The organism is Calothrix sp. NIES-3974 (assembly GCF_002368395.1).
Classification (GTDB): Bacteria; Cyanobacteriota; Cyanobacteriia; order Cyanobacteriales; family Nostocaceae; genus NIES-3974.
On record NZ_AP018254.1, the window covers coordinates 909,754 to 936,641 of the forward strand.

The following is a 26,888-nucleotide window of genomic DNA, read 5'->3' on the forward strand; positions in this document are numbered from 1 at the left end:
CTGCTCCCTATTCCCTGTGGGTTTTAGGGTTTTGTGAGAAATGGGGGGTAAGCATGTAGTATGTCCCAGGACTTGGAATGTTGGCAAAGCCTTCTCAAAGAGTAGCGAAGCATAAGTCTTTCGGACAAGCTTCGCCAATCCAAAGATTTCAGCGTTTCGGGATGTCAAATTAATTTTGCACTGCTACTTAACACAAGTTTTTGGTTAGATACTTCCCACCCCGTTATCATCCCCTACAAGTTAGGATTCCCATTTTTTGTCCAAAACTTAACAAATAACCCCCATATCGTTTAAACACCACCCAACAGGAAAATAGTTCTCATTCCTACTCCCAATTTCCCTGGAGACGACCCACCGGGTCGTCTCTACTCCCAACTCCCCACTCCCTATTTTTGAGACACCAACCGACAGGAAAATAGTTCAATACTTCATTCAAAATACATACTCCCTGTCTTTAGGTAGACCAGTCGGATTGCAAAACCTGGGAAAATGGAGCACAGTCATTAATAACGTTCTGTGTAACTAGCTATGGGTTTCGGGGATTTATTTTTTATTTTCTTGCTATTGTCTTCATTGCAACCAATTTGGCAAAAAAGACAGATAGAATACAGAAGAATGCGATCGCTGCAAGTTTTTCAGCAACAACGCAAAAGTCGGGTAATCTTGTTGATCCACCGTCAGGAGTCTATTAGTTTATTAGGAATACCAGTTTCTCGCTATATTACCATTGAAGATTCGGAACAGATTTTGCGAGCAATTCGTCTCACACCCCCGGATGTCCCCATTGATTTAATTTTGCATACTCCTGGGGGTTTGGTTCTAGCTACGGAACAAATTGCTCGCGCTTTAATCCGTCACCCTTCTAAAGTCACTGTGTTTGTTCCCCATTATGCCATGAGTGGGGGGACAATGTTGGCATTGGCTGCTGACGAGATTGTCATGGATGCAAATGCGGTTTTGGGTCCTGTAGATCCCCAATTAGGGAATTATCCCGCAGCTAGTATCCTCAAGGTGGTGGAAGATAAACCAATTGGGGATGTGGATGACCAGACGTTAATTATGGCTGATTTATCCCGTAAGGCAATTCAGCAGGTACAGCGATTTGTCAGAACTTTGTTGCAGGATTGTATCCCCAAGCAAAAAGTTAAACCTGAAGATATTGAGGGAATTATTGATACTTTAACCACTGGGAAAGTAACCCATGATTATCCGATTACGGTGGAGGAAGCAACGGAAATCGGTTTACCGATTACAGTGGGATTACCAAATTGTATTTATGAATTAATGGATTTATATCCCCAACCCCAAGGGGGAAGACCTAGTGTACAGTATATACCCATGCCCTACGATGGTGGTCGGCCAATTTTACCTACACCTAAAGGTAGACCGGTTGAGGAAGTAAATCAGTAGATTAAATTAATGTAGAGACGTAGCAATGCTACGTCTCATGTTCTAAAGGTGTTGCAAACATTTCTGTAATCGGTATAGATAAATTAATTAATTTAACGTGAGTTCGATGAGTTATAAAGCCTGAAACTCTTGTCCAGTATCATTCGTAGGAAATAGAAGTTTTTAAAAACCTCCGAATATTGAGAATAAAATCATTAAACCTGGAATCAGTCAGTTATTGAGTTTGTTCTCAACTAATGGATGAGGTTACTTTACACCTTAACTTTCAAAATTATTGATTCACAGGGATTGTAGCTTTTATAATCCGTCGAATTCACGTTAATTTAAGGTAATTGCCAAACCATTAGTTTTTGATCCACACTACCACTAATTACCCTATCTCCATCAGCATTAATCGCAACAGAAGTCACAATATCATCGTGACCAACCAAGGTCTGGACTAATTCCCCGAATTGCCAATTCCAAACCTTAATCGTCCTATCCTTACTCCCACTGACCAAGGTTTTTCCATCCGGACTAATTGCTAAGGATGTCACCTCATCCCCATGACCCGTTAAAACAGACAAAACCTTACCTGTACTAATTTCCCAAATTTTAATCGTTCGATCGGCGCTCCCACTAATCAATATCTGACCACAACGCTGGGATTGGGTTTGAGCCATTGGACATAAAACCAGGGATGTTACAGCTCCTTTATGACCCATAATCGTGTGTAAAGGTTCACCGGTCTGGGGATTCCAAATTTTGATTTTATGGTCACTAGTACCACTGACTAAAATTGTCCCATCGGAGGCGATCGCAGTGGCACGGACGGCTGTAGAATGCCAAAGGGTGCATACTCGGTCTCCCCGTTGCAGGTTCCAGATTTTAATTTTATTGCTACCGCTAGCTAAAATTCGACCGTCGGGACTAATTGCCACCACATTTACGGGTTTATTATGACCGATTAGGGTATGAATTAGTTTTCCACTGGGTAGATGCCAAACTTTAATATTACTCCGGGGAGTATCGCTAATTCCTACAGCTAAAAAGTTACCATCGGGACTGACTGCTACTGAGGATATTTCTCCCGAATGTCCTGTCAATGTGCGAATTAATTGACCCGTTTCCAGGTTCCAAACTTTTACCGTTTTATCTGCGCTACCTGTAATTGCCGTCAATCCGTCACTACTCACCACTACGGAGGTAATCGCATCTCGGTGTCCGGTTAAAATTAACTTGACATTAGCCTGGGTTGCTTGCTGTTTTTGTTTTAAGACAGCAATATCTTCCAGCATAGCATCCACATATTCCAGATTAACGCGATCGCCAACACTGAGGAAATAGGCTCGCAGTTTTTGTAAATAATCTTCATCTTCAATTTTCACTAACCCCTGCATTGCTGGTAAGGGTTCCAGAATAGTTTCTGGTTGCACCTGATGTAATTCCAACCAAGCTCGCAAGGAGTAATTTAACTGTTCTTGTGACCAATAGCCATCCTGAAGAGGTGATAAACTCTGGGCTAATTGTAATGCTAATTCCGGAACCCAACAATGGCGATCACGTCCGAGAGCTTGGTAAACCTGCTGATAACCATCAGCGATCGCTCCTACCGCTTGGTGGTCTAATCCATCGGCAACAAATTGGGGTAATAATTCCGGTAGTAGGGGAGGAACATCGTGATGAATTAAATGATACAAATCCGCCACCCAACTAGCGACTAAACAATGACAGTTAATTAAAACCTGGGCTAATTTTTCATAATCTTGACGATTAACTTGGTATTTTAAGGATAATTTACTCACATCAATTCCTTGGGAGTACCACTTTTCGCACTTTTCTAAAGTGGCTAAATTACCAACATTATCCCCACCCATTTGATTAATCTCCGTCAGTGGTTCCCCCAAAGCCAATAGATGGTCACGGATTTTTTTCCATTCTAAAGCACGTTCTTTGGCTGAATCATAAATAATCTCCCTATAGGCAATGCGAGAAATCGTTTTATAGTAATAATTCTCTTGCCCTAAACCCCAATAACCAATGCGAAAATTTAAATAATCCCCATCTACTTCCGACTCCAAAATCAACGTCGGTTCCGACTTCAACATCCCAAACAAAGCTTTAATACTTGATTCACTGTGAAAACGTTTACTACACCAAGCACCAGCTAAAAATTCCGTCGGACGTAGGGGATGATGCAAAGAATAATGTCGATTTAAAAAATCCCTCAATCCCTCCGCCAACATCAACTCCACATCACAAATATCTGGATTTTTATCCGCAAAACTATCAAAATTAATTTGGGGAGGAGCTATAAAAATCTTCAACGGAGTTCGTTCTCGGTATTCTGAACCAGTTAGTAACTGAGATGGATATAGCCGTAACGGCCAACTATCAAAAATCCGATTTACCTCCGGCAATTTTAACGTCATTTCCCGCGTTTGCGCAGCTAATTCCAACTGGGTTTGCCGTTGATAGACAGCCAATTGCATCTGTAATTGCTTCTTGCGTTCGTACTCACCCCCATCATCAGCACCTAGGGAATCACGAACCACATTCAGAAAATTACTCACCTCCGCACTCGTAGTTTCCCCATCCCCCAACAGTAAACTACCACTTTCACCCCGTTTTTGTAACAAATTAGCGATCGCTGGTGCGAACTCCAGCACCAGATGAACTAAAACCCGTAATCCTTGCTCCATAAGGAGTCACCTTTTACACTTCCTAACAACTTCCCAATACAAATCATTTGCACTACAAACACCATCAAAACACCTATATAACAACCTACATACCATTAGTATTCAACCACATAAGTTCTGAGGGGTTTGTTGTAGTGACTCTAGCGGCAAACAAGCTTTAATGTTAAAGACACTATACCGCAGGGTTGTCGTAGACTAGCGCAACTACTCACCTTTCCTCACCCATCAAAATTAATGTGGTGGAGTACTAGGAATTTGAGATTTTGGAACAATTTACACATACATCTTTGTTCAACCGGAAAATACAGCTTGCATCATTCCGACTGAGTATGTCTTATCATCGACCTTCCCATTGACCTAGGTTTAATTCCAGGAAAATAGGGAAATGTATCACTGAAAACCAAAACCCTATTATTCTACAAACAACAGGTTATCGGCAGATTAACATTTCCTATTTAAATTTTAATGCTAAAAAATATCAAATAAAGTCTAGCACCATTATCTTTTTTAAGATATAGTTCCGAGGACAGAAGCCAATTAAAAACAATTACGTACCAACTAAAAGTTTATACTCAACATTGATCTCAAAAATACTCACCTTGGATACTTTATCACATCTGTTGAGAATTTATATCATATAATGGAAAAAGAAGTTAACCTTATGATAGTGCAGTGGCTTATCTAAGTCCCCCTAGAAGGGGTAGGCTTTATACCCATCTTTTTGGTAAAGGTTGAATTTAATTCCACCAACAACAAGGTCAGCAAAATACATACAGCACTTTCGAGGTAAATGAGGTACACTTGTTATTAGTGCATCAAAAATTAAAATGAAACCCTACTCAATCGATTTACGAGAAAAAATAGTAAGTGCTTACGAAAAGGGTGATACATCAATTCGAGGAGTAGCTGTGCAGTTTGGTATAGCAAAAAGCTATGTGCAGAAGCTAATCAGGCAAAAAAGATTGGAAGGGCATCTAGAACCCAAAAAGCAAGGTGGAGCAATGAAGGGTAAGCTAGATGATTACGGTAGCGAATTAGCAGAAATGGTTCAAAGTTACCCGGATTTAACTTTATTGGAATATTGCGAGTATTTTGGAGAAAAATATAACATTTGGGTGTGTGCAAGTGTGATGTGTTGTGCATTGCAAAAACAAGAATTAACTCGAAAAAAAAGACTTTACGTAGCAGCCAAGCGAAAACAGAAAGAGTCCAAAAACTGAGATTAGAATATTGGGAGAAAGTAAAACACATAGACCCAGAAAACCTTGTGTTTATAGACGAAATGGGTGTTTTGCTTGGTTTGACTAGAACTCATGCTCGAAGCGATCGCGGGAGTAGAGCTTATGATTTTAAACCATATTACCGAGGTGCAAAAATAAGTGTAATTGGAGGAATTAGCTTCAAAAAAGTCTTAGCTGTGATGACTTTAAATGGCTCAATGAATGGAGAAGCTTATAAAGTTTTTGTAGAGCATTTTTTACTTCCACAATTATGGGTTGGTGCAGTCGTTGTAATGGATAATCTGCCAGCACATAAAGTCGAAGAGATTAAGCCTTTGATTGAATCTGTAGGAGCAAGTGTTCTTTATCTATCTCCTTATTCCCCTGAATTTAATCCAATTGAACATTGGTGGTCACAATTAAAAGCGTTCTTAAAACAGTTTTCTCCTAAAAGTGCATCTGTAGTTGATGGTTTAATTAAAATTGCACTGACATTAGTTGATCCAAAGCATCTAAAAAATTGGTTTACTAATTGTTGCTACTGTACCTCATAAACCTCGAATCTGCTGTAAATCGAATTAGTTTTTCACTTGATGTAACCAATTTTTGTATTTTCTCCAGATTTCCGAGTAGGGGACGGTGGTATCAAATAGCAAATCGACTAAAGATGGTGGGAATACCCAGGGAAAGAGACGGTGAAGGGTTTTGATCACGAATTCCCGACCCATAAACTCAAATAGTAAATTGCGATCGCGCATAAAAGCATAATCTGCTAAATTAACTAAAGCATGGGCTTCTTGGGTACGGGTTGCTGAATACTGGAGTAATGTGACTTTGAGATTATCTGCGTAGCGATTGAGAAGGTTATTGAGTACAAATACATCGTCTAGAGCTGCATTGCAACCTTGGCTAATGGATGATGAGACTGCATGGGCTGCATCACCTATTAATAATACATGGTCTTCGTGGTGATAGCGGTTGCAGCGAATGGTGAGAATTCTGGAGGGAGGACGGTTTAAAAAGGTTTCTGCATCTCCTTCGGTCATGAATTTACCAATTTCTGGGAAGTTTTTGTGGAAGAATTTTAATACTTCCGCAACAGTTGTGAAGGTTGCAACTTGACTGTACTGACGGGGGAATAAAATCACTCCACTCATGGTTTGATCCCGTTGGTGTTGGAGAGCAAGTAGGGTATTCTGACGGTGTAACCAATAGTGGATTTTATCTTTTGCGATGATGGTGGTGATGCATTCGTCGGGAACGGTCAGATTCAGGGGTTTATAATCAGCTGCAATGTACTTTTGGTCACATTCAAATAAATCAATACCGAGTAAATGCGATCGCACTGTTGAACGTGATCCATCTGCTCCAACTAAAAAATCGTAATATACGGTAAATTCATGGGGAATTAGGGTTAGAGGTTTTTCACTATGGGGACGAAATCGTAAAGCTTTATTTTCAAAATCAATTTGTTGACATTGACAATTAAAAAAGATATTTAAACGGGATTCTCCATACAAATTGGTGAGGGATTCTAACAAAACCATTACCAATTGGGTGCGGTCTAATGTTACTAGTAAACTTTTTCGTGGAGCTTGATTGTATTTACCTTTTTGATAATGTAAAACAATTCCATTGACATCTTCACCAATTTCCCGCACCCTTTCGACTAAACCATCAATATGACGTAATGCTCGTAATCCCCTTTCATTGAGGGTTACAGGATGAGTACGAACCCGCGCAAATGGTAAAGTCCGAGGGTCGCTGAGACGTTCATAGATTTCTACTCGATATTTATCACCACGCTTGAGTAAATAATGCGCTAGCAAAAGTCCCGACGGTCCAGCACCGATAATTACAACTTTTTTTGCCATAAAACTTACCGAGTAGAAATATTCCTTGGAACTTGTAATTGTTAACGGCAAACCCTTAGCGCTGGGAGTATTTTGCTCATCAAAAATCAACGATTTACAACCCGCAAAATAACTCCTAATACCAATTTGTAAACAGAATGGGACAGATAGAAAGATGAAACCCTGATACAACACCTGCATTTCCCACAAATTCCTAAAACCTACGGGGAATAGGGAGTACAGACGACCCGTCGGGTCGTCTGTACAGGGTGTAGGGATTATTAGGAAAATCAACCCATTAGACATCTCCAAAAGAGAAAATCAAAGCCTTATACAGTAAGGGTGAATATTTAATTTCCAAAGAGGTCTATTACTCAAGACTTGTCACTCCATTGTGAGAAGTGCAGGAACAAGAGGTTTCCAATCTAAAATCTCAAATCTAAAATCCAAAATGGTATAAATGCGCCAAAATTAGCTTAATCACAAATTTATAAAGTTTTGGCAAAGTCAGTTGTGAATTATTGTACAAAATGGGAGGAAAATCGCAATTCAAAACCCAAGTTTACCCAGTATTATGACGTCACACGGCGGAAAATCGTCCGGTAAACAGGTTCACCCTTATTTAGGGTCGCTATCTCCCGTTCCGTGGGGACAGGAAAGGGGTTCTGTGCTAACCACTGCTGATTTTCCCGAAGGAAAGCAGGATTTTCTGTAAAGCGATCGCACATTTCCTGTTGGACAAATTCGATATCTGATTGGAGAAATACCATACCTCCCGGTATCAAATATTCTGCAATCTCCTGGATAAGTTGGGGTTGGACAATGCGACGCTTTCCATGACGGGTTTTAAACCAAGGGTCGGGAAACTGGATTGTCACCCTTTGTAAAGTATCTTGGGGTAGGTTTTTGAGGAGATTTTTCAAGGAATTATTGGCATTACAAAAGACATAGTGTAAATTCGTTAAACCTTGCTCGTCACGCACTCGATTTGCATCAATTACCAAGGGTTCACGAATTTCTAACCCTAAAAAATTCCACGTCGGTTCAATTGCTGCCATTTGCAAGACAAATCTCCCCCTTGCACAACCAATGTCGAGGTGAAGGGGTTGATGGGGTTGTGCGAAAATTTTGTCCCACTCTAAAGGTTGGGGAACTGATTGATATTTTTGCGCCAGAGGATTAACATGTTGCCGAACCCTTACTCTTACCAATTTTTTCAACTCCCTGTTTTTTAGTAACGAATCAGTAACCTAGAAATTGAGTTTACTATACCCGGATTTACTCACAAACTCCTAAAACTTTCAGGGAGTAGGGAGTAGAAGAAAAATTCATCCGTCACTCAAGACTTATAAGTTACTTGTGAGAAATCCGGGTCAAGGCTTTTCGCTCCCTTGTTCAAAATGCAGGTATATACTTTGAACCTTGAGAAACTGAGTTTTTCCCTTGGATGGTTAATATTTGAACAGACGTGTCATCTGTCAACCGTCCACAAACCAAAGGGGAAATATATCAGCGTTTACAGTATAAGTTTATTTTATCAACAAAATAGATAAATATGCTGTATCAGCATTGCATATATCTAAATTAGTTGAAATTAGCAGCACCTGACAAAATACTATATCAGCTTTAAAATGCAGGATAAATAGCCAGATTGACGAATATATCGCTAATTATTCGTAAAAATTAGCAAATAAATTTGATGCCATCAGGTAATTTTAACCTTTAATTAACCTCGATTTTTTAAGATGAATTTAATAAACTTGAGTTTCAAAATTGGTATGAAAGGATATAATGGCAGTGTTCTGTAAAATCAAATTGAGATAAATTTCTCCCAAAAATTAGATATTATTATTGAATACTGTTTGTATCCGTAGAAAATGAAATTAAAAATACATGTTTTAAGTGAGCAAAAGATGCATCTTGAGAATAGAAAAACTCTGCCGTATATCCTGATAATTTTTATAATTTATGCGTTCTTTAAGCCATAAAACAAAAATAGTATCCACCATTGGTCCAGCAAGCGCCTCTCCAGAAATACTGCGCAAATTAATCGAAGCTGGGATGAGTGTGGCTCGATTAAACTTTTCTCATGGTAGCTATGACGAACATGCTCGTGTGGTTTCCTTAATTCGGGCTATCTCTCAAGAAATAGACAACCCCATTACCATATTACAAGACCTACAAGGGCCAAAAATTAGAGTTGGCAACCTTCCTAATGGAGCCATCGATTTAGTGGAAGGAACGGTGGTAAATGTGGTTCCCATGACAGAATTTAATCAGCAATTGGATACGATTCCCATCGATTACCCTCACCTTGCAGAAGAAGCAGAAATTGGGACGCAATTATTATTAGATGATGGTCTTTTGGAACTATCAGTCAAAGAAATTCATGACAACAGCTTAACCTGTGAAGTTGTGCGTGGTGGTTTATTAAAAAATCGCAAAGGTGTTAACGTTCCCAGTTTAAATTTACGTTTACCTTCCCTGACCAAAAAAGACAAACAAGACTTAGAATTTGGAATTACTCTGAACGTAGATTGGGTCAGCTTAAGTTTTGTGCGGACAGCCGCAGATATTTGTACCCTCAAAGAACTGCTCAAAGCCAGGGGAACCGACCTACCCGTGATTGCCAAATTGGAAAAACCCCAAGCGATCGCCCACCTAGAATCGATCCTGGATGTCTGTGATGGGGTGATGGTTGCACGGGGAGACCTGGGGGTGGAACTGAGTCCCGAAAAAGTACCAATGGTGCAAAAACACATCATCCGTCGCTGCAACCAGAGGGGAATCCCCGTGATTACCGCCACCCAAATGCTAGAAAGCATGATTCACAATCCCCGTCCCACCCGTGCGGAAGCCTCCGACGTAGCCAATGCCATTGTCGATGGTAGTGATGCGGTGATGTTGTCAGGAGAAACATCCGTCGGTAAATATCCCGTACAAGCAGTACAAATGATGGCACGGATTGCCAGCACTGTGGAAAAAGACATTGAATTTCCCAAATATCCACCAGCCATTAAAACGGAGACCCACGCGATTACCGAAGCATTAAACGCCATCGAAGAAACCCTGGATTTACGTTGTATAGTTGCCTTTACCAGTACAGGTTTTGCCTCCCGACTTGCTGCTGCTGAACGCTTAAAAACACCAATCGTCGCCGTCACACCGAGTATGCATGTTTACCACCAATTAAATTTAATCTGGGGACTCCAGCCTTTATTAATAGATCGGGTTGTAGACACCTTTGAACAAGCCCTCAAACAGGTGGAAGAATGTTTAATCGAACGCAACTTAGCCAAAGCAGGCGATCGCATTGTTGTCATGGGAGGTATTCCGATGGGTCAGTCAGGAGGTACTAACTTTTTAAAAATTCATACCGTCGGGAATTAGATTTTTTTGCATACTGAGGTAGAAGGGGAAGGGGAGGGAGGGAGAAGCAAAGGTTTTGGCTAATTTATACCCTACCTAGAGTAATCCAAAATCTAAAATCCAAAATTTAAAATTGAAACGGGAGCAAAAATTATGGTGGCATCACCAAATAAACCCAACATATCACCATCATCGGTTTCATCCATTACACCCTACGGAAAGGCACGAGCAACCATTACCGACCAACCCTTAAGTGCCGAAGAAGTCCAAAAACTCCATGCTTGGTGGCGTGCTTGTAACTATCTCGCTGTTGGTATGATATATTTGCGGGATAATCCTCTGTTGCGCCAACCTTTACAAATTGAACACATCAAAAAACGTCTACTAGGGCACTGGGGATCAAGTCCGGGGATGAGTTTTGTTTGGACTCATCTGAATCGGATTATCAACAAATATCATCAAAACATGATATTTCTCGCAGGTGCAGGACATGGCGCACCGGGGGTACTCGGACCCTGTTATTTGGAGGGAACCTACTCCGAGATTTATCCCGACAAAAGTGAAGATGTGGAAGGGATGGCCAGGTTTTTTAAAGCATTTTCCTTCCCAGGGGGAATTGGTAGCCATTGCACACCGGAAACACCGGGTTCCATTCACGAAGGGGGGGAATTGGGTTACTGTTTATCCCATGCCTACGGTGCAGCCTTTGACAACCCCGATTTAATTGTGGTAGCAATGCCGGGGGATGGAGAGTCCGAAACAGGACCCTTGGCCACATCATGGCACTCCAACAAATTTATCAACCCAATTCGGGACGGGGCAGTATTACCGATATTGCACCTAAATGGTTACAAAATCAATAACCCTACCATCCTCGCTCGCATTAGCCACGATGAACTCGCAGACCTATTTCGGGGTTATGGTTATCAACCATACTTTGTAGAAGGTTCCGACCCGGAAACCATGCACCAAGCAATGGCAGCAACCCTAGAACATTGTGTCAAAGAAATCCACGCCATTCAGTACGAAGCTCGGACAACAGGAGTAGCCAAACGTCCCCGATGGCCAATGATTGTTTTGCGTACCCCCAAAGGCTGGACAGGACCAGAAAGCGTCGATAATAAAAAAATTGAAGGATTTTGGCGATCGCATCAAGTACCCATTGCCAATATGAGCGAAAATCCCGCCCATCTCCAGCAATTAGAAGCTTGGATGCGCAGCTACAAACCAGAGGAATTATTTGACGAAAATGGGCGGTTAATTCCAGAATTGCGCTCCCTATCACCCACAGGGAATCTGCGCATGAGTGCCAATCCCCATGCTAACGGTGGATTATTACGCCGGGATTTGAAAATGCCCGACTTTCGTAAATATGGAGTCAAAGTTGACAAACCGGGGCAAATTCAGTACGGAAATACTAAACCATTAGGGGTCTTTTTACGGGATGTCATGCGGGAAAATATGGAGATTTTCCGCGTTTTTGGTCCCGATGAAAATACATCCAATAAACTGGATGCAATTTATGAAGTCAGTAAAAAATTCTGGTTAGCCGAATATTTACCCGAAGACAGCGACGGAGGTGAACTTTCCCCCGAAGGACGGGTCATGGAAATGTTGAGTGAACATACCCTCGAAGGGTGGTTAGAGGGATATTTACTCACAGGTAGACACGGATTTTTCTCCACTTATGAATCATTTGTTCACGTCATTGATTCAATGGTGAATCAACATTGTAAATGGTTACAAATCTGTAATCATATTCCTTGGCGAGCCGATATTTCGTCCTTAAATCTATTAATTACTTCCACCGTTTGGCGACAAGACCACAACGGATTTACCCACCAAGACCCCGGTTTTCTGGATATCGTTTTAAATAAAAGTCCAGAAGTGACACGGATATATTTACCACCCGATGTTAACAGTTTACTTTCCGTTGCCGACCACTGTTTACGCAGTAAAAACTATGTCAATGTGATTGTTTCCGACAAACAATTACACCTACAATATCTAGATATGGATGCAGCCATTCAACACTGCACCAAAGGCATTGGTTTATGGGATTGGGCTAGTAATGACCAGGGGTGTGAACCCGATGTTGTCATGGCTTGTGCAGGAGATATTCCCACCCAAGAAGCTTTAGCAGCTACAGTCTTGTTACGGGAACATTTCCCCGATTTAAAAATCCGTTTCATTAACGTCGTCGATTTATTTAAACTTCAACCCAGTAGCGAACATCCCCACGGATTAAGTGACCGGGATTTTGACAGTTTATTTACCACCAATAAACCGATTATTTTCAACTTCCACGGTTATCCCTGGTTGATTCACCGTCTCACTTACCGTCGCACCAATCACCACAATTTACATGTGCGTGGTTATAAAGAACAAGGAAATATCAACACCCCCTTGGAATTGGCAATTAATAATCAAATTGACCGTTTTAGTTTAGCAATGGATGTGATTGATCGCGTCCCCAGTTTACAGGTTACTGGTGCTCATGCCAAGGAAGCATTTAGAAACCAGCAAATAGAGTGTCGTAATTATGCCTATGAGCATGGTATTGATAAACCCGAAATTCTCGATTGGAGATGGCCTTGGTAGGTAATGGGGATTAATTAATTGATTAATTAATTGGTTGTTTGAAAGGGTGATTAATCACCCTTTTTTGTAAATACAGTCAAAATCAATACTTTCACTCAGTGATATTGATTCTCTTTGACTTTGAAATAAATGAAACTAGAATAATCAAAGGTTATAGCCCTGATATGTAGCCACCATTAGCGTAAACTCTCTGAGAGGTTGTTGGGAAAATATTAATTATCACTATTTTGACTATCGTCCTGACTATGGACATGGGGTTATAAAGCTGATTTTTACTTCGAGAGTACAGACCGACATGTCGTGTCTCTTCCCATTTCCAAAAACGATAATTCAAGTATTAAAATCGACTTTTAAAACATCCTCTGATGCGATCGCAGTTGAATTTCCCTGGTATATTCAACCTCAAAATCAAGCACAAACTGACTCGATTTGTGATTGTCATCACGATAAATGGGTATAAGCTCACAAACACAAGCCTCCTACCACATCATCATCTGTTAGCTCAAAGCTTTGCTATACAAGCATTAATTTTATACACATTCATGGGAAATTGGTATTAAAGCAGATTGTAGGTAAATGTGATGGGTACATCACTTAAATTTGACTTGTAAGAAACCTCTTTCACTCCTTCCTGTATACTGTACCCTTGAATTCTGCTGTAATTTATGCAGATCATAAGTTCAAGACAAAAGTGATTGACACTATATTTGTTTCAGCTTATACTGTGGTGTTATGTTGAATGATAAACAAATATAGTTTATTGTTGAACAAAATATTTAGCAAATTTGAATTGGAGAAAAAATAAATGGAGGCATCTGGTAGTAGTAGCCATAGGTTAACTCCCGTGGGTACTGTGGCGATAGACGAAGAGTCTGAACCCGAACCTGAACCTGCCAATATGCAGTTGGTAATCAATTTGATGAATTCGCCCTTGTAGATTCACTTTGAATCTCCGGCTCATCTCTGATTGCCACTGGGCGAGGCAATTGCAAAGGAAAGGGATGAACTGTAGTAAAGTTTATATTCAGATTCATAGTTGCGGAACAATCTGGACATAGGGTTTTGGCTCTCTTGGAGAGCAAGTTTAGTCAGCTGTGTTACTTTGATTGATTCCATTCGCTGCAAAAGTTATTTAGGTATCTTAAGGGTGCAATAAAGCAGCACTACATCATGAAAGTAAAAAAAATATTGTCAGGATACATGGATGTTCAAGCCATGATGTATGAGGTATGGACTTACATACAGCGTGTATATCTAACTTCATCCGTATTATCTAGCACTTCCGGTTCGCGCTTGCTGCTTTATTCGAGAATCGAGTCAGAACATCAATCTTAGGGTTATTTTTTCCCAGCAATCTTCCTTGCTATCTATAACAGAGTTACTTTGCTCTAAATCTTTAAAGTCAACTTTGATGGTTGAGGAAAGGTGCTTAGTTGCGCTTTTAGCGCTTCATGATGGGTGAGAAAAAGCCTGCAATTGCGCTAGTCTACGACAACCCTGCGAGTATAGCGTTTTATATTCAAGCTTTTTCGTGGCTAAAGCCACTACTACAAACCCATTATTTTTCCCTAGGTTCTACTAAATTAAATTCATCCCAATTGCAGATTTAGCCCTATAATCTGCGCCAACTTCTTGTGCATTGATATTGAAAACAGGAGATGGTTAAGATGTACAAATTACTTCTGTGTGGCACGGAAAAAATCTGGGAAATTCTCCTGGAATCAGCCTTACCAATGGTACTGGAATATTTAGTTGCAGAGTTGGTAAAAGAATCGATTAAGCAGGTAAAAATACAGCAGAAAAATAAATATGAACCAGCTATTACCGTCAATAATCAACTAACAACAATTAACTAACAATCGGGAGGTGAATGATGACCAGAGTAGTAGTAAATCGCCGTTCTCAAAGTGAAGATATCCGCTTGTCGATGCGGGTAGTAGAAGAAGCTGGGACAACAGCTGAACAAACACTCAGAACCCTTAGCAGCAGCAAAGAAGGCTTGGTGGAAAATGATGCTTTATATCGTCTGAAAAAGTTCGGCAAAAACGAAGTCACCCACGAAAAACCTCCCACCTGGTATGGACAACTGTTGCAATCTTTTAATAATCCCTTTGTTTATATTTTGGTGGGGTTGGCCATCGTTTCCTATCTGACAGAAGACATGAAAGCAACCATTGTCCTCACCTTGATGGTTGTAATTAGTGGTGTGTTGCGCTTCGTACAAGAGTACCGCTCTACCCAAGCAGCAGAAAAACTCAAAGCACTAATTAGTACCACAGCTACCGTCACCCGTCGTCGGAGCTTAGAGAGTTCTGGACAAAAGCGGGAAATACCGATTGATCAACTAGTTCCCGGAGACATCATTCACCTTGCAGCAGGGGATATGATTCCTGCTGATGTACGTCTGATTTCAGCCAAAGACCTATTTGTTAGTCAAGCAGCATTGACTGGGGAAGCTTTACCCGTAGAAAAATATGATGCCGTCAAGAGTGGGGTAGGAAAGGAGACTGATTTAGCTCAAGACCAAGTAAGCTTTCTCGACTGTCCTACGATCTGCTTCATGGGTACAAATGTGATTAGCGGTACAGCCGTTGCCATTGTTGTGGCTACAGGCGATCGCACCTACTTTGGTTCCTTGGCTAAAAATATCGTCGGAAAGCGGGTTCTCACTAGCTTTGAGCAAGGGGTCAATCGGGTTAGTTGGCTACTAATTGGGTTTATGGCAGTCATGGTTCCGATTGTATTCCTGATCAACGGTATCACCAAAGGTAACTGGTTTGATGCTTTCCTATTTGGTATTTCCATTGCTGTTGGTTTGACCCCAGAAATGCTACCGATGATTGTCACAGCTAACCTCGCTAAAGGTTCTGTGATCATGGCAAAACAAAAAGTAGTCGTCAAAAGCCTCAATGCCATCCAAAACTTTGGAGCAATGGATGTATTGTGTACCGATAAAACGGGTACACTCACCCTCGATAAAATTATCCTGGAACGGCATTTGGATTTGCACGGTAATGAGGGTTTAGAAACTCTGGAATATGGCTATCTCAACAGCTACTACCAAACCGGGTTAAAAAATCTTCTCGATACAGCCGTTTTGGAACATGTAGAATTGAAAACCAAATTGCGACCGGCAGAGAGATACATCAAATTTGATGAAATACCCTTTGATTTTGCCCGTCGGCGGATGTCTGTCGTCGTTGAAGAGCTTGATAATCCATCGGGTAACAAGCACATTTTAATTTGCAAAGGTGCTGTTGAAGAAATCTTTAACATCTGCTCCCACGCTAAATATGGGGGTGTAATTACGCGGATGAATGAATTTGTCCGCAGCGATGGGATGCGAGTTACCCAGCAATTAAACGCAGAGGGTTTCCGGGTAATTGCCGTTGCTTATAAGGAAATACCCATTCCCCAAGATAGTATCCCTAACTACGGTGTCAAAGATGAGTGTGATTTAATACTAGTGGGTTATCTAGCCTTTCTTGACCCACCAAAGGATAGTGCTTCCGAGGCAATTATGGCACTGCAAGAACACGGGGTAAATGTCAAAATTATTACTGGCGACAATGACATCGTAACTCGGAAAATCTGTCAAGAAGTGGGTTTAGAGATTGACGGTATCCTCTTGGGTAGTCAGGTTGAGAAAATGAGCGATGAACAATTGGCAGATGTGGTAGACACGACTACCGTATTTGCCAAAATGTCCCCCATTCAAAAAGCGCGGATTATCCGTGTCCTCAGAACCAAAGGTCATACCGTTGGTTATATGGGTGATGGGATTAACGACGCTGCTGCTTTGCGAGATGCGGATGTGGGAATTTCTGTGGATACTGCTGTGGATATTGCCAAGGAATCCGCCGATATTATCTTGTTGGAAAAGAATCTGATGGTATTGGAGCGGGGTGTAATTGAAGGTCGTCGCACCTTTGGTAATATCCTCAAATATCTGAATATGACCGCTAGTTCTAACTTTGGTAACGTCTTCAGTGTCATGGGGTCAAGTGCGGTTCTACCCTTTTTACCCATGCAACCCATCCAACTTTTGACACAAAATTTACTTTACGATATCTCCCAAATTACCATCCCCTTTGACAACGTTGACAGAGACTTCCTGAGAAAACCGCAAAAGTGGAATGTTCCCAACATTGGACGATTCATGTTATTTATTGGTCCTGTGAGTTCGATTTTTGACTACGCGACCTTTATCGTCATGTGGTTTGTTTTTGGTGCAGATACACCAGAAGAAATGAAACTCTTTAACTCCGGTTGGTTTGTGGTGGGGTTGCTCTCCCAAACCCTAATTGTGCATATGATTCGCACATCCCGTTGGCCTTTTCTCCAAAGTACCGCCTCCCTACCCGTATTACTTTTAACAGCAGTGATTATGGTCACAGGTATGGCAATTCCCTTTACACCCCTAGGAACTGCTTTAGGTATGGTTCCCTTACCCCTGCACTATTTTGGTTGGTTATGGGCAATTTTAGGAGCCTATTGTTTGTTAACTCAAGCGGTCAAAATGTGGTACATCCGCATCTTTGGTAAATGGCTGTAAGGATTTTGGATTTTAGATTTTGGATTTTGGATTACCCTGTTCAATCCACTTAAAATTCAAGTCCTATTGGAGCCATTGTAATTGAAACAAAGGAGGAATTGGTGATGACACTTTTTCAAGCAATAGCTGCTGTTGGTCTATTTTTTGGCGCTTACTACGGTTTGATTTATTTAGTTGTTGTTGTTTTCATGGGACAAGGAAAACGTGGGGTGTAAACGTATAACCCACATTTGGAGCAAATCTCTAAAACTTTCAGGGAGTAGTCCGTGATGGGAGTAGAGACGACCCACCGGGTCGTCTGCAGGGGAGTAGTGGGAAAATCAACCCGTTACTCAAGGCTTATACGGGAGAGGAGAGACTTCGTTTCCGCAGTTGTGACTCCACGACTTAATTCGGAAGCTGGAAAAAAAGGAATAGTGTTTTTTCTCTCCATCAATAAATTGAGGAACTTGCACCATTAATTACGAATTACGAATTAGAAATGGAGATTGATGATGGCTCAAAATGTTTTTAAAAACTTGTCTTTACAGCCTTCAGGTTTACAAGTTGCCAAGCAAACTGTTAATCAATTAGAAGTCAGAGAATTAGTGCGATCGCTCAGTGAAATCGAACCCAAGAAACGGGTACTAGCTTTTCGGTTGTTGGACAAAAGTAAAGCGATCGCTGTTTTTGAAGAGTTGGCTCCCAATCAGCAAGCGGATTTGATTCGGGAGATGGAAAATCCAGAGGTAATTACCATTATCGAAGCTCTTGATCCGGATGATCGAGTCAAGCTGTTTGAAGAATTACCCGCTAAAATCGCCAAACGACTAATTGCCAACTTAAGTCCCCAAACCCGTGATGCGGTGAATTTACTTCTGGGTTATCCAGAACGCAGTGCTGGTAGACTAATGAGTCTGCGTTATCTTGCTGTGCATAACCATATCACCGTTGGTGCAGCTTTGGCTTCGGTGCGGGAATCCCAACTACGGGATGATGAACTAGAGATGGTATTCCTGATTGACTCGGAGCGGTTTTATCGAGGATTTATCCGCACAGTGCGCTTGATCAAAGCCAACCCTGATACACCAGTTGAAATGCTGCTTGATGGATCTAATGTTGCGATCCGCGCTACAGATCCAGAAATGAAAGCAGTACAAATGCTTAAAGATACCGACTTACCAGCTTTACCTGTAGTGGATAGTGAAGGACGACTGTTAGGGGATATCACCTTTGATGATGTGATTGACCTAATTCAAGAAGAAGCTACTGAAACTGCTTTATCCCAAGGTGGTGTGGGTAACTTATTATCCCGTGACAGGGTGTGGAGCGATCGCCTAGTTCGGGGTAGTATTTGGTACTCAGTTCGCCTGCGCATTTTATTCTTAATTATTACCCTGATAGGTGGAATGCTGGTTGGTGGACTAATTGAAAGGTTTGAGGAAATTTTAGAAGCTGTGGTAGCAGCAGCTATTTTTATTCCTTTGGTTATGGATATGGGTGGGAATGTTGGTACTCAATCCACCACTATTTTTGCACGCGGACTCGCTTGGAATCATATTCAAACTAATCAAGTTATTCCCTATTTGCTACGGGAAGTTCGCATTGGTGCAATGATTGGGTTAATTCTGGGAATAACTGCTGGAGCGATCGCCTACTTTTGGCAAGGTTTACCTAATGGAGTACCTCTGCTAGGGTTGGCTGTGGGACTTTCTTTGTTTTGTGTAGTGACTTTAGGGGCTTTTTTGGGTGGAAGTTTACCCTGGATCATGTTGAAATTAGGATTTGATCATGGTCCTGGAGCTGATCCTTTCATCACCACAATTAAAGACTTTACGGGTTTGTGGATTTACTTTTCCCTAGTCGGATTGCTGTTAGGGATTGAAAGTTAAAATCCTGACTCTATACAGATTCCCTTGATGAATATCATCACCTGCATTTTTCATTCCTATCGCGGTAAGTCTTGAGTGACAGTTTCATTTTCTTTCTACTCCCCTACAGACGTAGCATATTACGTCTGTACTCACTCCCTACTCCCTGCAATATTTTAGGGATTTGTGAGAAATCCGGGATTATTAACCATTATTTCGGTCTTGCATAATTCCTGTGTTCTCCCATCAAGAAAACTCTCTGTAAAAAGACCAGGAGAAAACCAATGAACTTACAAGATTTTATTTGTCCGGTTTATACCTATCGTGGAGAACCGATTCCATCCCATCAAGAATTTAACACTCATTTGCAAATTTTTTGCTGTCGTGCTTCCTTGTTATGTTCACTTCAAACTAACGGCAAAATTTCACCAACTGATGCTCTACGACAATTAACAGAACTTTGGGAACAGCTACAACCCTACACAACTTTGATCGAAGATGAAGAGCGAAGCTCATCTATGAAAAAAGTCAATATTAATGAGTTCGATATATAAAATTGATGGTAGTCATTCCTAGTAGTTTGACAACCCAAAAATCTGCGGTTCGTAGTAGTAGCTCTAGTTCCAAAAAAGCTTTAATATCAAGGTGCTATACCCACATGGTTATCACAGAATAGCGTAACTACGAACCTTTTCTCACCCATCAAAATTAATGTGGTCGAATACTATCCCTAATTGACTTTATCTCAAAATACTGGGACTACATTTATGTTGGATATTACCGAACAAATTGCTCACCATGTGAGTATTTCTAAGTTAGCTCAATCCTTAACAGAAATAGATTTAGAACAGCGAATCTTGGCATTTCAATTATTTGGAGAAGGATTAGCGATCGCAGTGATTAACTATCTGCCACTCACGGAGCAAATTACCTTACTACAAGCAATAGATGCTGTTGAACTGATTCGAGTATTGGAGATGATGGACGCAAGCGATCGCTCTCGATTAATGGCAAGTTTACCAGATGAAGTCACAGCAAAATTAATGACCAAGTTGAAAGCAGAATTTCAAAGGAATCTACATTTGTTGTTCCACAAATAGCAACCCGTGGAGCAGATGTCTTACCTGCGGTAGGTTATCACATCCGGTTATACACCTAATTATATCCGTGATGGCTGGAGATGTATTTTGGATAAATGCTTTGAATTATAAATGCTTTGAATTATATAGTATGCAATTAACCGGACTTCATCGGGACTTACGCAATCACTACGCAGTTACGTAATTGCTACATCAAAGAAGGAATATCAAAGTCTTTTTTAATCGTATTAAGTGCGTAGGTCCTATTCATAAATAAGAGGGCAAATTTTATGAGCAAAGTCATAACGCCGTTCACAAAGCGTAAAGCCTCCGGTTTATCGCTCCTATATTTAGGATTACAACGTAGTTATCGTCATCAACGGATGGCATTCCGACTGTATCAAGCTTTAGCTCAACGGGAAGTTTTGCCGGATAAACAGAAATTATGGCTCATCTTGGCGAGAAATGCCGAAAAATCTGCCGCTACCTACGCCATTAGGTTATTATGTTTAGATGCGAAACTACCCCAGGATTTAAACCATTGGAGCGATCGCATTTGCTATTGGTTGTTACTCAAGTGTAAACCTGAATGGGTAATTACTTGGGTTGAATGGCAACAACACAAAGATGCGAGACTTTTTCTTCAACTCTGGAAACAGCTGCTGCAACAACCCTCAATCTGGATTTCTCACGAGTAATATCGATTATCTTGTACTTTGAAATAAATGAAACTAGAGTAATCAACGGTTAAAGCCCCTGATATATAGCAAGCATTAGCGTAAACGATATAATACCATTTCACTCAAATTTTGATACATTTTCTTCCCCTGCTCCCCGTCTGGTATCAACTCCAAAGTAAAACGGTATAACCTGAAATCAAGGGTATGGATGAGGAAAAATATAACTGGGAGAATAAATGCTTATATCAAAGGTCATATATTGCTTTTATGCTTTTTATTCCTCCGAAAGAAGACTGACAAGATTACATTTGGCTAGGATGCATGGGGTAGAAGATAAATAGCACCGATTAATTAATCATGATTTTTAAATTACAAGCACCCACAACTACAAGTGCGATCGCGCTGGTATTCTCCAGTTTACTTGTGGGATGTGGGAATCCAGAACAACCCCAAGCAACTACTCCTCTTCCCCCAGCAGAACAAGCAGCACCTTCTCCTGTAACGCAAGTAAATTCTGAAAACATAAACACTAAAGATGCTGTGAACCGATTACTGTCAACTCGTGAGTGTCCAGGTTGTAATCTCCGAGGTGCAAAGCTAGAACGTGCAGACCTTCAAGGTGTAAATCTAAGTAACGCTGATTTAACCGGTGCAGACCTGGAAAATGCAAATTTAACTAATGCCAACCTCCGAGGAGCCAACTTTACCAATGCGGATTTGGAAGATGCAAATTTAACCAACGCTGATGTGACTGGAGCCAATTTCCAAGGTGCTGATCTGGAAGGGGTAATCGGTTTGAGACGCTAGCAACTTGAGACATATGGTATAATTCAAGCATACGGGAGACAGGGTACAGAATAAAGCCCTACAAGCGGTTTTGAACAAACCTTGATGGTAGAACGTAAGTTTTTAAAAACCGCAATGAAATCACAACCTATGGATGATTTGCCTCAATTTGACCAGATTTCACTGCTGCTACCAATGCTTGATAATCCTGTTCCACCTGATGAGCATAGGTGACGGCAAAATCCGTCACCGCAGAGTCAAAAGTATCACTCTTTCCCAGGTAACTACTAATCATCACAGCATCACCAGAACGAGCATGAGCGCGAGCTAGGGTACAACCACAAATTTCTGCGTAATCCTCCAAACCCCTAGCAGACATTCCCTTGAGTTTAATGGAGGTTTTCATGTCCTTTAATTGGCGGAAATAAAAATCCTGTCCGCGACTGTTACTTGTCCAACCCAAAAAAATATCGCTAGCAGCTTGCATTAAACGTTGACCATTGACGATGCGCTGTCCGTTGTGGGAGTAGGGAGATTCACCTGCATAGGGTTCTAGAACTGAGGGACGAGCTTCTTTATACTGCAACAGTAAAGGGTAATCATCATTACTTACAAGCAATGCCACTCCGCAGTGAGTACCCACACTACCCACTCCTACCACCTTGATGGCCACATCTAATAAACGATAGCGGTCTAATAAAAATTGGCGATCGCTCTGCAATGTATCCCGATATTGTTCAAAGATTAACTCTATCTCCTGAAAATATTCTTCGTGATTGGGTAAATGATATATCTGCGGTGGTTGATCAATAAACCGTCGTTGTCCGTGTACTTCCTCTGTTAGTTGCAAAAAAGTCTGTCGCATTGTACGAGTAAAGGCTTTATTTGCCATCTGCTCCCAGTATTGCCGCGTTTCCTCATCCGGTGCATGTTCTACTAGGGTGTGAGCATCCAATCGCGCATACCATACCGCCAAGGTATCCATCTGTCCATACTCCGCCATCGACAAGCGGTAAGCTCTCACTGCTGCTAAACCCGCATCATAACACTGTTGATCCCCAAGTCCGATGTCCCTCCCAGCAACGATAACACTAATAACCAAACGTTTGACATCCCATTCCCAAGGAGCAACCAAGGTTTCATCAAAGTCATTCAAGTCAAAAATCAGATTTCGTTCCGGCGTGGCAAAACCACCAAAATTCAGTAAATGACAATCCCCACAGGCTTGTACTGGAATACCCGTTGTCTCGGTTTGTGCTAAGTCGGAAGCCATGACAATCGCACTTCCCCGCAGAAACGCAAAGGCTGACTGTAACATCCGACCGTGGCGAATCGGGATTAACTCTGGTATACGTCCCTGGTTTGATATTTCCAGCAAATCAATTGGATCAGGGCGATTTCTGGGGAACCAACCTCGATGGGCAGAGCGAGGAACAACTTGACGGAGTGCTTTACCTGCTTCCTGTCGCTGTGCTACCGTTACTTGACTGTTTGCAGAAATCAGTTCACCCAGCTGAACATTTGGTGTACTATTCATGTCGTAGAAATTTTTGACAGCACAGAGGCATAATATCATTCCCTATCAGAGATTTTACATCCTATCGAGCAATTCTTTCCTCGTTTAACAATCTGTCACAGACGAATATGAAACCTGTATGAATCAGGTTAATCTACTATGACCTCTGTGGTTCTTTTAACTCATAGGTCTTGGGACAGGTTTTATTGATTGAAACAGACTTGCTAGCGCTGTGGGTTGATGGGTAAAGTCAGGAGCGATCGCACCTAACATTATAGTATCCTTGGTTTTGATTATCGCGATCGCTGGATCGAATTACGGTTGATGTCGTGCAATTACTCGACAACTTCAAAGGCGATCGCTAACGCAGCCAGTTTTTTTGCATCCACACCCCGTACTCCTCCTGTTAGCTGTATACCCTCGACGATGAAAAATTTCTGGTAAATGTCAGTGTTGCAGAGGGAGTTGAGATGACACTACCACCCTTTGCATTCGATATTAGAAAGGTTTCCGCAATATAAAACAATACGCTTGGTGTTAAAGATAACTGTAGGTTGGGTTGAGGCTTTGCGTAGACTGTTGATTTTGTGGAAATTTACCCATAAGTTCACAACGTTTTTGTGATGTTCTCGTCCCGATGCTACGCGTGGGGACGCATTCCACGAGGGTTACTGCCTCAAATCAGGAAGCAGAGCTTCTCTATATGTATCAACAGCCGGAGTATGGGAACAAGTTTGTTGTCACGGTTTGTGCATGAATTTGCCACCCAAAAAAGGCACAAAGTACACAGCCTAGGCTCTGCCTCCACATTCTTCAACCTAACCTACCCCATAATCAGGCTTTTAAGTCTAACTGAACTGTATTGGAGTATAAAATACATCAAACTACAACTTCTCTCATGGCTTGCGGTGTTATGTTACTAAAATAGCTATTCTGTCAGAGTTATTAATTTGGCACTATGTTGCACTCAGTTGCAATTGCTTTGGTGGGATTGTCGGTAGGGATTTTGCGATCGCGACGACTCCTCCACCGAGGAAACTCTGGATTGTATGTGTTCAATTTGAGCGAATACGAGTTACCTCCACCCTAATTAAACCAGCGTGTGGTAGTATACACTAAACTTCATTTTTAATGGACGTAACTGGACTCGAACCAGTGACCCCGTCGATGTCAACGACGTACTCTAACCATCTGAGCTATACGTCCGCACTTTCCCTAGTTTAGCATAAACTGTTGGTGAACGCAAATCATTCAAGATTGGAAATGGGGTACAAGATTTTGACCCATTCCCATTTTAATTTGTATATTCAACCTGTTGACGGTTGACTGCTGATCGAAAACACTGATTAAGTTATCTACCGGTTCTCAATTATTTCACCTTTGCGAGCCTGAATTACCTGTAAACTCCCTCCTGCATATAAAGTTTTTTGACGTATTTCAAATCCCCTCTGGGTTAGTAACGCCGATAAATCTGTTGCCAAAAATTGCCACGCGGTATGGGTTTCAAATAACCAAAAAAATACGGCTATCCCCGGTTTCATCCACAAACTCATGGGACTGTGAAAATCAACCAAAGTAAATATACCTCCTGGCTTGAGAATGCGGTATACTTCATTGAGAATTTCTTGCAATTGCTGCGGTTCCATTTCGTGGAGTGCAGCACTAGTGTGAACTAGATCAAACTCTCCATCGGGTAGGGGAATTGCTTCGGCAAATCCTTGAATGTACTTGGCTTGGGGAACGTTTTTTTGAGCGCGTTGTAAGGAGAGGGGAGATGCATCTAATCCGGTGACATGGTGGGAATACTCGACCAAAACTGACGTTGCTTGTCCACTTCCACAACACAAATCCAGAACCTTGCTGTCTGAACTAATTGTTAAGTTTTGTATCGCTAAACGGCGAAATTTGGCCTCACCACCGACAGCCAAAGCGCTGATTTTAGCGATTGTGTCGTACAACCATTGGTAACGGTAGCTAAGTTCGCGAAAAATTGTAGCCACAGGGTATATCCTTGCTGCTAATCTATATATTTAATAAGGATATATTGTTAACATAAGTAAAAAACCTGAAAAAGATTGGGGGAAGGAAATTTTTATGGGTCGTGTAGGCGTTTTATTGCTCAATCTCGGCGGTCCAGATACATTAGAGGACGTGCAACCTTTCTTATATAATTTATTCTCTGACCCAGAGATTATCCGCCTGCCGTTTCGTTGGTTACAAAGACCTTTAGCCTGGTTGATAGCAGCGCGACGCACCAAACGTTCCCAGGAAAATTATCGGCAAATAGGTGGTGGTTCGCCATTAAGGCAAATTACCGAAGCTCAGGGAGAAGCATTGCGATCGCAGTTGAAGGACTTGGGGGAAAATGCCAATATATATATCGGGATGCGCTATTGGCATCCGTTTACAGAGGAAGCCCTAGCACGAATTGTCCAAGATGGGATTCAAAAGTTGGTAATTCTACCTTTGTATCCCCAGTTTTCCATTAGTACCAGTGGTTCGAGTTTTCGGCTTTTAGAGAAAATTTGGCAAGGAAATACCCAGCTTCAACAGATAGATTATACCGTTATTCCTTCCTGGTACAAACAACCAGGTTACTTGCAAGCAATGGCAGAACTCATTGCTCAAGAACTAGATCAATTTCCTGAACCTGACCGAGTACATGTATTTTTTAGCGCCCACGGAGTCCCGAAAAGTTACGTAGAAGAGGCTGGCGACCCCTATCAACAGGAAATTGAGGAATGCACGGAATTGATTATGCGCACCCTCAAGCGTCCGAATGAATACACCTTAGCCTATCAAAGTCGAGTCGGTCCGGTAGAGTGGCTACAACCCTATACGGAGGATGCGATCGCGGAATTGGGAGCCAAAAATATTCGAGAGATAGTTGTAGTCCCCATTAGCTTTGTATCCGAGCATATTGAGACCCTACAGGAAATTGATATTGAGTACCGGGAAATTGCCGAAGAAAACGGGATTGAGCATTTCCGTCGTGTTCCAGCTTTAAATACCCACCCAATATTTATTCGTGCTTTAGCAGATTTAGTCATCGATGCTTTGCAAGCACCGAACTTGGATTTAGCCCAAGTGACCCAAATGAAGAAAAAGGTGAAGATTTACCCCCCCGAACGTTGGGAATGGGGAATTACCACCAGTGCGGAAGTTTGGAATGGACGTATTGCCATGATTGGCTTTATTGGTCTGTTGGTGGAATTAATTACCGGACATGGTTTGTTACATATGATTGGCATTTTGCAGTAAGTAAACTATCATCGGTAAGTAGGTGGG

Annotated in this window: 21 protein-coding genes and 1 tRNA gene; 16 read left to right on the forward strand and 6 right to left on the reverse strand. The window is 41.5% G+C overall.

What is annotated here, in order from left to right; all coding sequences use genetic code 11:
• The first annotated feature begins 528 nt into the window (after positions 1-528).
• Positions 529-1,410 carry an SDH family Clp fold serine proteinase gene (locus CDC37_RS03525; protein WP_096620517.1) on the forward strand — a complete coding sequence of 294 codons (882 nt, stop codon included), beginning with the start codon at positions 529-531 and terminating at the stop codon, positions 1,408-1,410.
• Between the two features lie 323 nt (positions 1,411-1,733).
• Here the strand turns inward: CDC37_RS03525 and CDC37_RS03530 are convergent, their stop codons facing one another.
• Positions 1,734-4,091, reverse strand: coding sequence for a WD40 repeat domain-containing protein (locus CDC37_RS03530; protein ID WP_096620518.1), 2,358 nt, complete (start codon positions 4,089-4,091; stop codon positions 1,734-1,736).
• An 827-nt stretch (positions 4,092-4,918) separates the two neighbouring features.
• Between CDC37_RS03530 and CDC37_RS24850 the strand changes: the two genes are divergently transcribed.
• Entirely contained in the window at positions 4,919-5,311 is a 393-nt protein-coding gene (locus tag CDC37_RS24850) for a helix-turn-helix domain-containing protein (protein WP_096619923.1), read from the forward strand.
• Positions 5,224-5,865, forward strand: a complete 642-nt coding sequence (locus CDC37_RS23900) for an IS630 family transposase (protein ID WP_197707004.1) — start codon at positions 5,224-5,226, stop codon at positions 5,863-5,865. The genes CDC37_RS24850 and CDC37_RS23900 overlap by 88 nt, the downstream gene beginning before the upstream one ends.
• A 24-nt stretch (positions 5,866-5,889) precedes the next feature.
• Here CDC37_RS23900 and CDC37_RS03545 read toward each other — a convergent pair whose 3' ends face one another.
• Both CDC37_RS03545 and trmB read right to left on the reverse strand, forming a co-directional pair.
• Positions 5,890-7,185, reverse strand: coding sequence for an FAD-dependent oxidoreductase (locus CDC37_RS03545; RefSeq protein WP_096625880.1), 1,296 nt, complete (start codon positions 7,183-7,185; stop codon positions 5,890-5,892).
• 551 nt (positions 7,186-7,736) lie between these two features.
• Positions 7,737-8,375 carry a tRNA (guanosine(46)-N7)-methyltransferase TrmB gene (trmB, locus tag CDC37_RS03550; RefSeq protein ID WP_096620519.1) on the reverse strand — a complete coding sequence of 213 codons (639 nt, stop codon included), beginning with the start codon at positions 8,373-8,375 and terminating at the stop codon, positions 7,737-7,739.
• Positions 8,376-9,132: 757 nt separating this feature from the next.
• On the opposite strand from trmB, the gene pyk reads away from it, so the two are divergent.
• From pyk to CDC37_RS24680, 11 genes are all read left to right on the forward strand, one after another.
• Positions 9,133-10,554, forward strand: coding sequence for a pyruvate kinase (gene pyk, locus CDC37_RS03555; RefSeq protein WP_096620520.1), 1,422 nt, complete (start codon positions 9,133-9,135; stop codon positions 10,552-10,554).
• Positions 10,555-10,686: 132 nt separating this feature from the next.
• Positions 10,687-13,134, forward strand: coding sequence for a phosphoketolase family protein (locus CDC37_RS03560; protein ID WP_096620521.1), 2,448 nt, complete (start codon positions 10,687-10,689; stop codon positions 13,132-13,134).
• Between the two features lie 295 nt (positions 13,135-13,429).
• Positions 13,430-13,594, forward strand: a complete 165-nt coding sequence (locus CDC37_RS23905) for a hypothetical protein (RefSeq protein ID WP_157780633.1) — start codon at positions 13,430-13,432, stop codon at positions 13,592-13,594.
• 345 nt (positions 13,595-13,939) lie between these two features.
• Positions 13,940-14,071, forward strand: a complete 132-nt coding sequence (locus CDC37_RS25410) for a hypothetical protein (RefSeq protein ID WP_255408890.1) — start codon at positions 13,940-13,942, stop codon at positions 14,069-14,071.
• A gap of 730 nt (positions 14,072-14,801) precedes the next feature.
• On the forward strand, positions 14,802-14,990 hold the full coding sequence (locus CDC37_RS03565; RefSeq protein WP_096620522.1) for a hypothetical protein: 189 nt from the start codon (positions 14,802-14,804) through the stop codon (positions 14,988-14,990).
• A 14-nt stretch (positions 14,991-15,004) separates the two neighbouring features.
• The gene (gene mgtA, locus CDC37_RS03570) at positions 15,005-17,689 is read left to right on the forward strand and encodes a magnesium-translocating P-type ATPase (RefSeq protein WP_231943214.1); all 2,685 of its coding nucleotides are present in this window, start codon (positions 15,005-15,007) and stop codon (positions 17,687-17,689) included.
• A 491-nt stretch (positions 17,690-18,180) separates the two neighbouring features.
• A complete protein-coding gene (gene mgtE / locus CDC37_RS03575; RefSeq protein ID WP_197707039.1) occupies positions 18,181-19,560 on the forward strand; it encodes a magnesium transporter in 1,380 nt (459 codons plus the stop codon).
• A gap of 263 nt (positions 19,561-19,823) precedes the next feature.
• Positions 19,824-20,093, forward strand: a complete 270-nt coding sequence (locus CDC37_RS03580; RefSeq protein ID WP_197707040.1) for a DUF7219 family protein — start codon at positions 19,824-19,826, stop codon at positions 20,091-20,093.
• A gap of 213 nt (positions 20,094-20,306) precedes the next feature.
• Positions 20,307-20,639 carry a magnesium transporter MgtE N-terminal domain-containing protein gene (locus CDC37_RS03585; protein WP_096620525.1) on the forward strand — a complete coding sequence of 111 codons (333 nt, stop codon included), beginning with the start codon at positions 20,307-20,309 and terminating at the stop codon, positions 20,637-20,639.
• 269 nt (positions 20,640-20,908) lie between these two features.
• Entirely contained in the window at positions 20,909-21,316 is a 408-nt protein-coding gene (locus CDC37_RS03590) for a hypothetical protein (protein WP_096620526.1), read from the forward strand.
• Positions 21,317-21,655: 339 nt separating this feature from the next.
• A complete protein-coding gene (locus CDC37_RS24680; RefSeq protein WP_172892751.1) occupies positions 21,656-22,105 on the forward strand; it encodes a pentapeptide repeat-containing protein in 450 nt (149 codons plus the stop codon).
• A 127-nt stretch (positions 22,106-22,232) separates the two neighbouring features.
• Here CDC37_RS24680 and CDC37_RS03600 read toward each other — a convergent pair whose 3' ends face one another.
• Positions 22,233-23,621, reverse strand: coding sequence for a DUF2252 domain-containing protein (locus tag CDC37_RS03600; protein WP_096620527.1), 1,389 nt, complete (start codon positions 23,619-23,621; stop codon positions 22,233-22,235).
• Between the two features lie 937 nt (positions 23,622-24,558).
• Between CDC37_RS03600 and CDC37_RS25415 the strand changes: the two genes are divergently transcribed.
• A complete protein-coding gene (locus tag CDC37_RS25415; protein ID WP_255408891.1) occupies positions 24,559-24,690 on the forward strand; it encodes a hypothetical protein in 132 nt (43 codons plus the stop codon).
• A 42-nt stretch (positions 24,691-24,732) separates the two neighbouring features.
• Here CDC37_RS25415 and CDC37_RS03605 read toward each other — a convergent pair.
• Positions 24,733-24,806: transfer RNA gene (locus CDC37_RS03605), tRNA-Val, on the reverse strand.
• A 149-nt stretch (positions 24,807-24,955) separates the two neighbouring features.
• Positions 24,956-25,600, reverse strand: a complete 645-nt coding sequence (locus CDC37_RS03610; protein WP_096620528.1) for a class I SAM-dependent methyltransferase — start codon at positions 25,598-25,600, stop codon at positions 24,956-24,958.
• A 94-nt stretch (positions 25,601-25,694) separates the two neighbouring features.
• Between CDC37_RS03610 and hemH the strand changes: the two genes are divergently transcribed.
• A complete protein-coding gene (gene hemH, locus CDC37_RS03615) occupies positions 25,695-26,861 on the forward strand; it encodes a ferrochelatase (protein WP_096620529.1) in 1,167 nt (388 codons plus the stop codon).
• Positions 26,862-26,888 lie beyond the last annotated feature (27 nt).

What these genes read in the sequence shown, in the direction of transcription:
- mgtA (WP_231943214.1), top strand. Translation starts at nt 15,005, where the DNA reads ATGATGACCAGAGTAGTAGTAAATCGCCGTTCTCAAAGTGAAGATATC.
- CDC37_RS24680 (WP_172892751.1), top strand. Translation starts at nt 21,656, where the DNA reads ATGATTTTTAAATTACAAGCACCCACAACTACAAGTGCGATCGCGCTG.
- CDC37_RS03585 (WP_096620525.1), top strand. Translation starts at nt 20,307, where the DNA reads ATGTTGGATATTACCGAACAAATTGCTCACCATGTGAGTATTTCTAAG.
- CDC37_RS25415 (WP_255408891.1), top strand. Translation starts at nt 24,559, where the DNA reads ATGTTGCACTCAGTTGCAATTGCTTTGGTGGGATTGTCGGTAGGGATT.
- pyk (WP_096620520.1), top strand. Translation starts at nt 9,133, where the DNA reads ATGCGTTCTTTAAGCCATAAAACAAAAATAGTATCCACCATTGGTCCA.
- CDC37_RS25410 (WP_255408890.1), top strand. Translation starts at nt 13,940, where the DNA reads ATGGAGGCATCTGGTAGTAGTAGCCATAGGTTAACTCCCGTGGGTACT.
- CDC37_RS03590 (WP_096620526.1), top strand. Translation starts at nt 20,909, where the DNA reads ATGAGCAAAGTCATAACGCCGTTCACAAAGCGTAAAGCCTCCGGTTTA.
- CDC37_RS03530 (WP_096620518.1), bottom strand. Translation starts at nt 4,091, where the DNA reads ATGGAGCAAGGATTACGGGTTTTAGTTCATCTGGTGCTGGAGTTCGCA.
- CDC37_RS03525 (WP_096620517.1), top strand. Translation starts at nt 529, where the DNA reads ATGGGTTTCGGGGATTTATTTTTTATTTTCTTGCTATTGTCTTCATTG.
- hemH (WP_096620529.1), top strand. Translation starts at nt 25,695, where the DNA reads ATGGGTCGTGTAGGCGTTTTATTGCTCAATCTCGGCGGTCCAGATACA.
- CDC37_RS24850 (WP_096619923.1), top strand. Translation starts at nt 4,919, where the DNA reads ATGAAACCCTACTCAATCGATTTACGAGAAAAAATAGTAAGTGCTTAC.
- CDC37_RS03560 (WP_096620521.1), top strand. Translation starts at nt 10,687, where the DNA reads ATGGTGGCATCACCAAATAAACCCAACATATCACCATCATCGGTTTCA.
- mgtE (WP_197707039.1), top strand. Translation starts at nt 18,181, where the DNA reads ATGATGGCTCAAAATGTTTTTAAAAACTTGTCTTTACAGCCTTCAGGT.
- CDC37_RS23905 (WP_157780633.1), top strand. Translation starts at nt 13,430, where the DNA reads ATGTCGTGTCTCTTCCCATTTCCAAAAACGATAATTCAAGTATTAAAA.
- CDC37_RS03545 (WP_096625880.1), bottom strand. Translation starts at nt 7,185, where the DNA reads ATGGCAAAAAAAGTTGTAATTATCGGTGCTGGACCGTCGGGACTTTTG.
- CDC37_RS03565 (WP_096620522.1), top strand. Translation starts at nt 14,802, where the DNA reads ATGTACAAATTACTTCTGTGTGGCACGGAAAAAATCTGGGAAATTCTC.
- CDC37_RS03580 (WP_197707040.1), top strand. Translation starts at nt 19,824, where the DNA reads ATGAACTTACAAGATTTTATTTGTCCGGTTTATACCTATCGTGGAGAA.
- CDC37_RS03600 (WP_096620527.1), bottom strand. Translation starts at nt 23,621, where the DNA reads ATGAATAGTACACCAAATGTTCAGCTGGGTGAACTGATTTCTGCAAAC.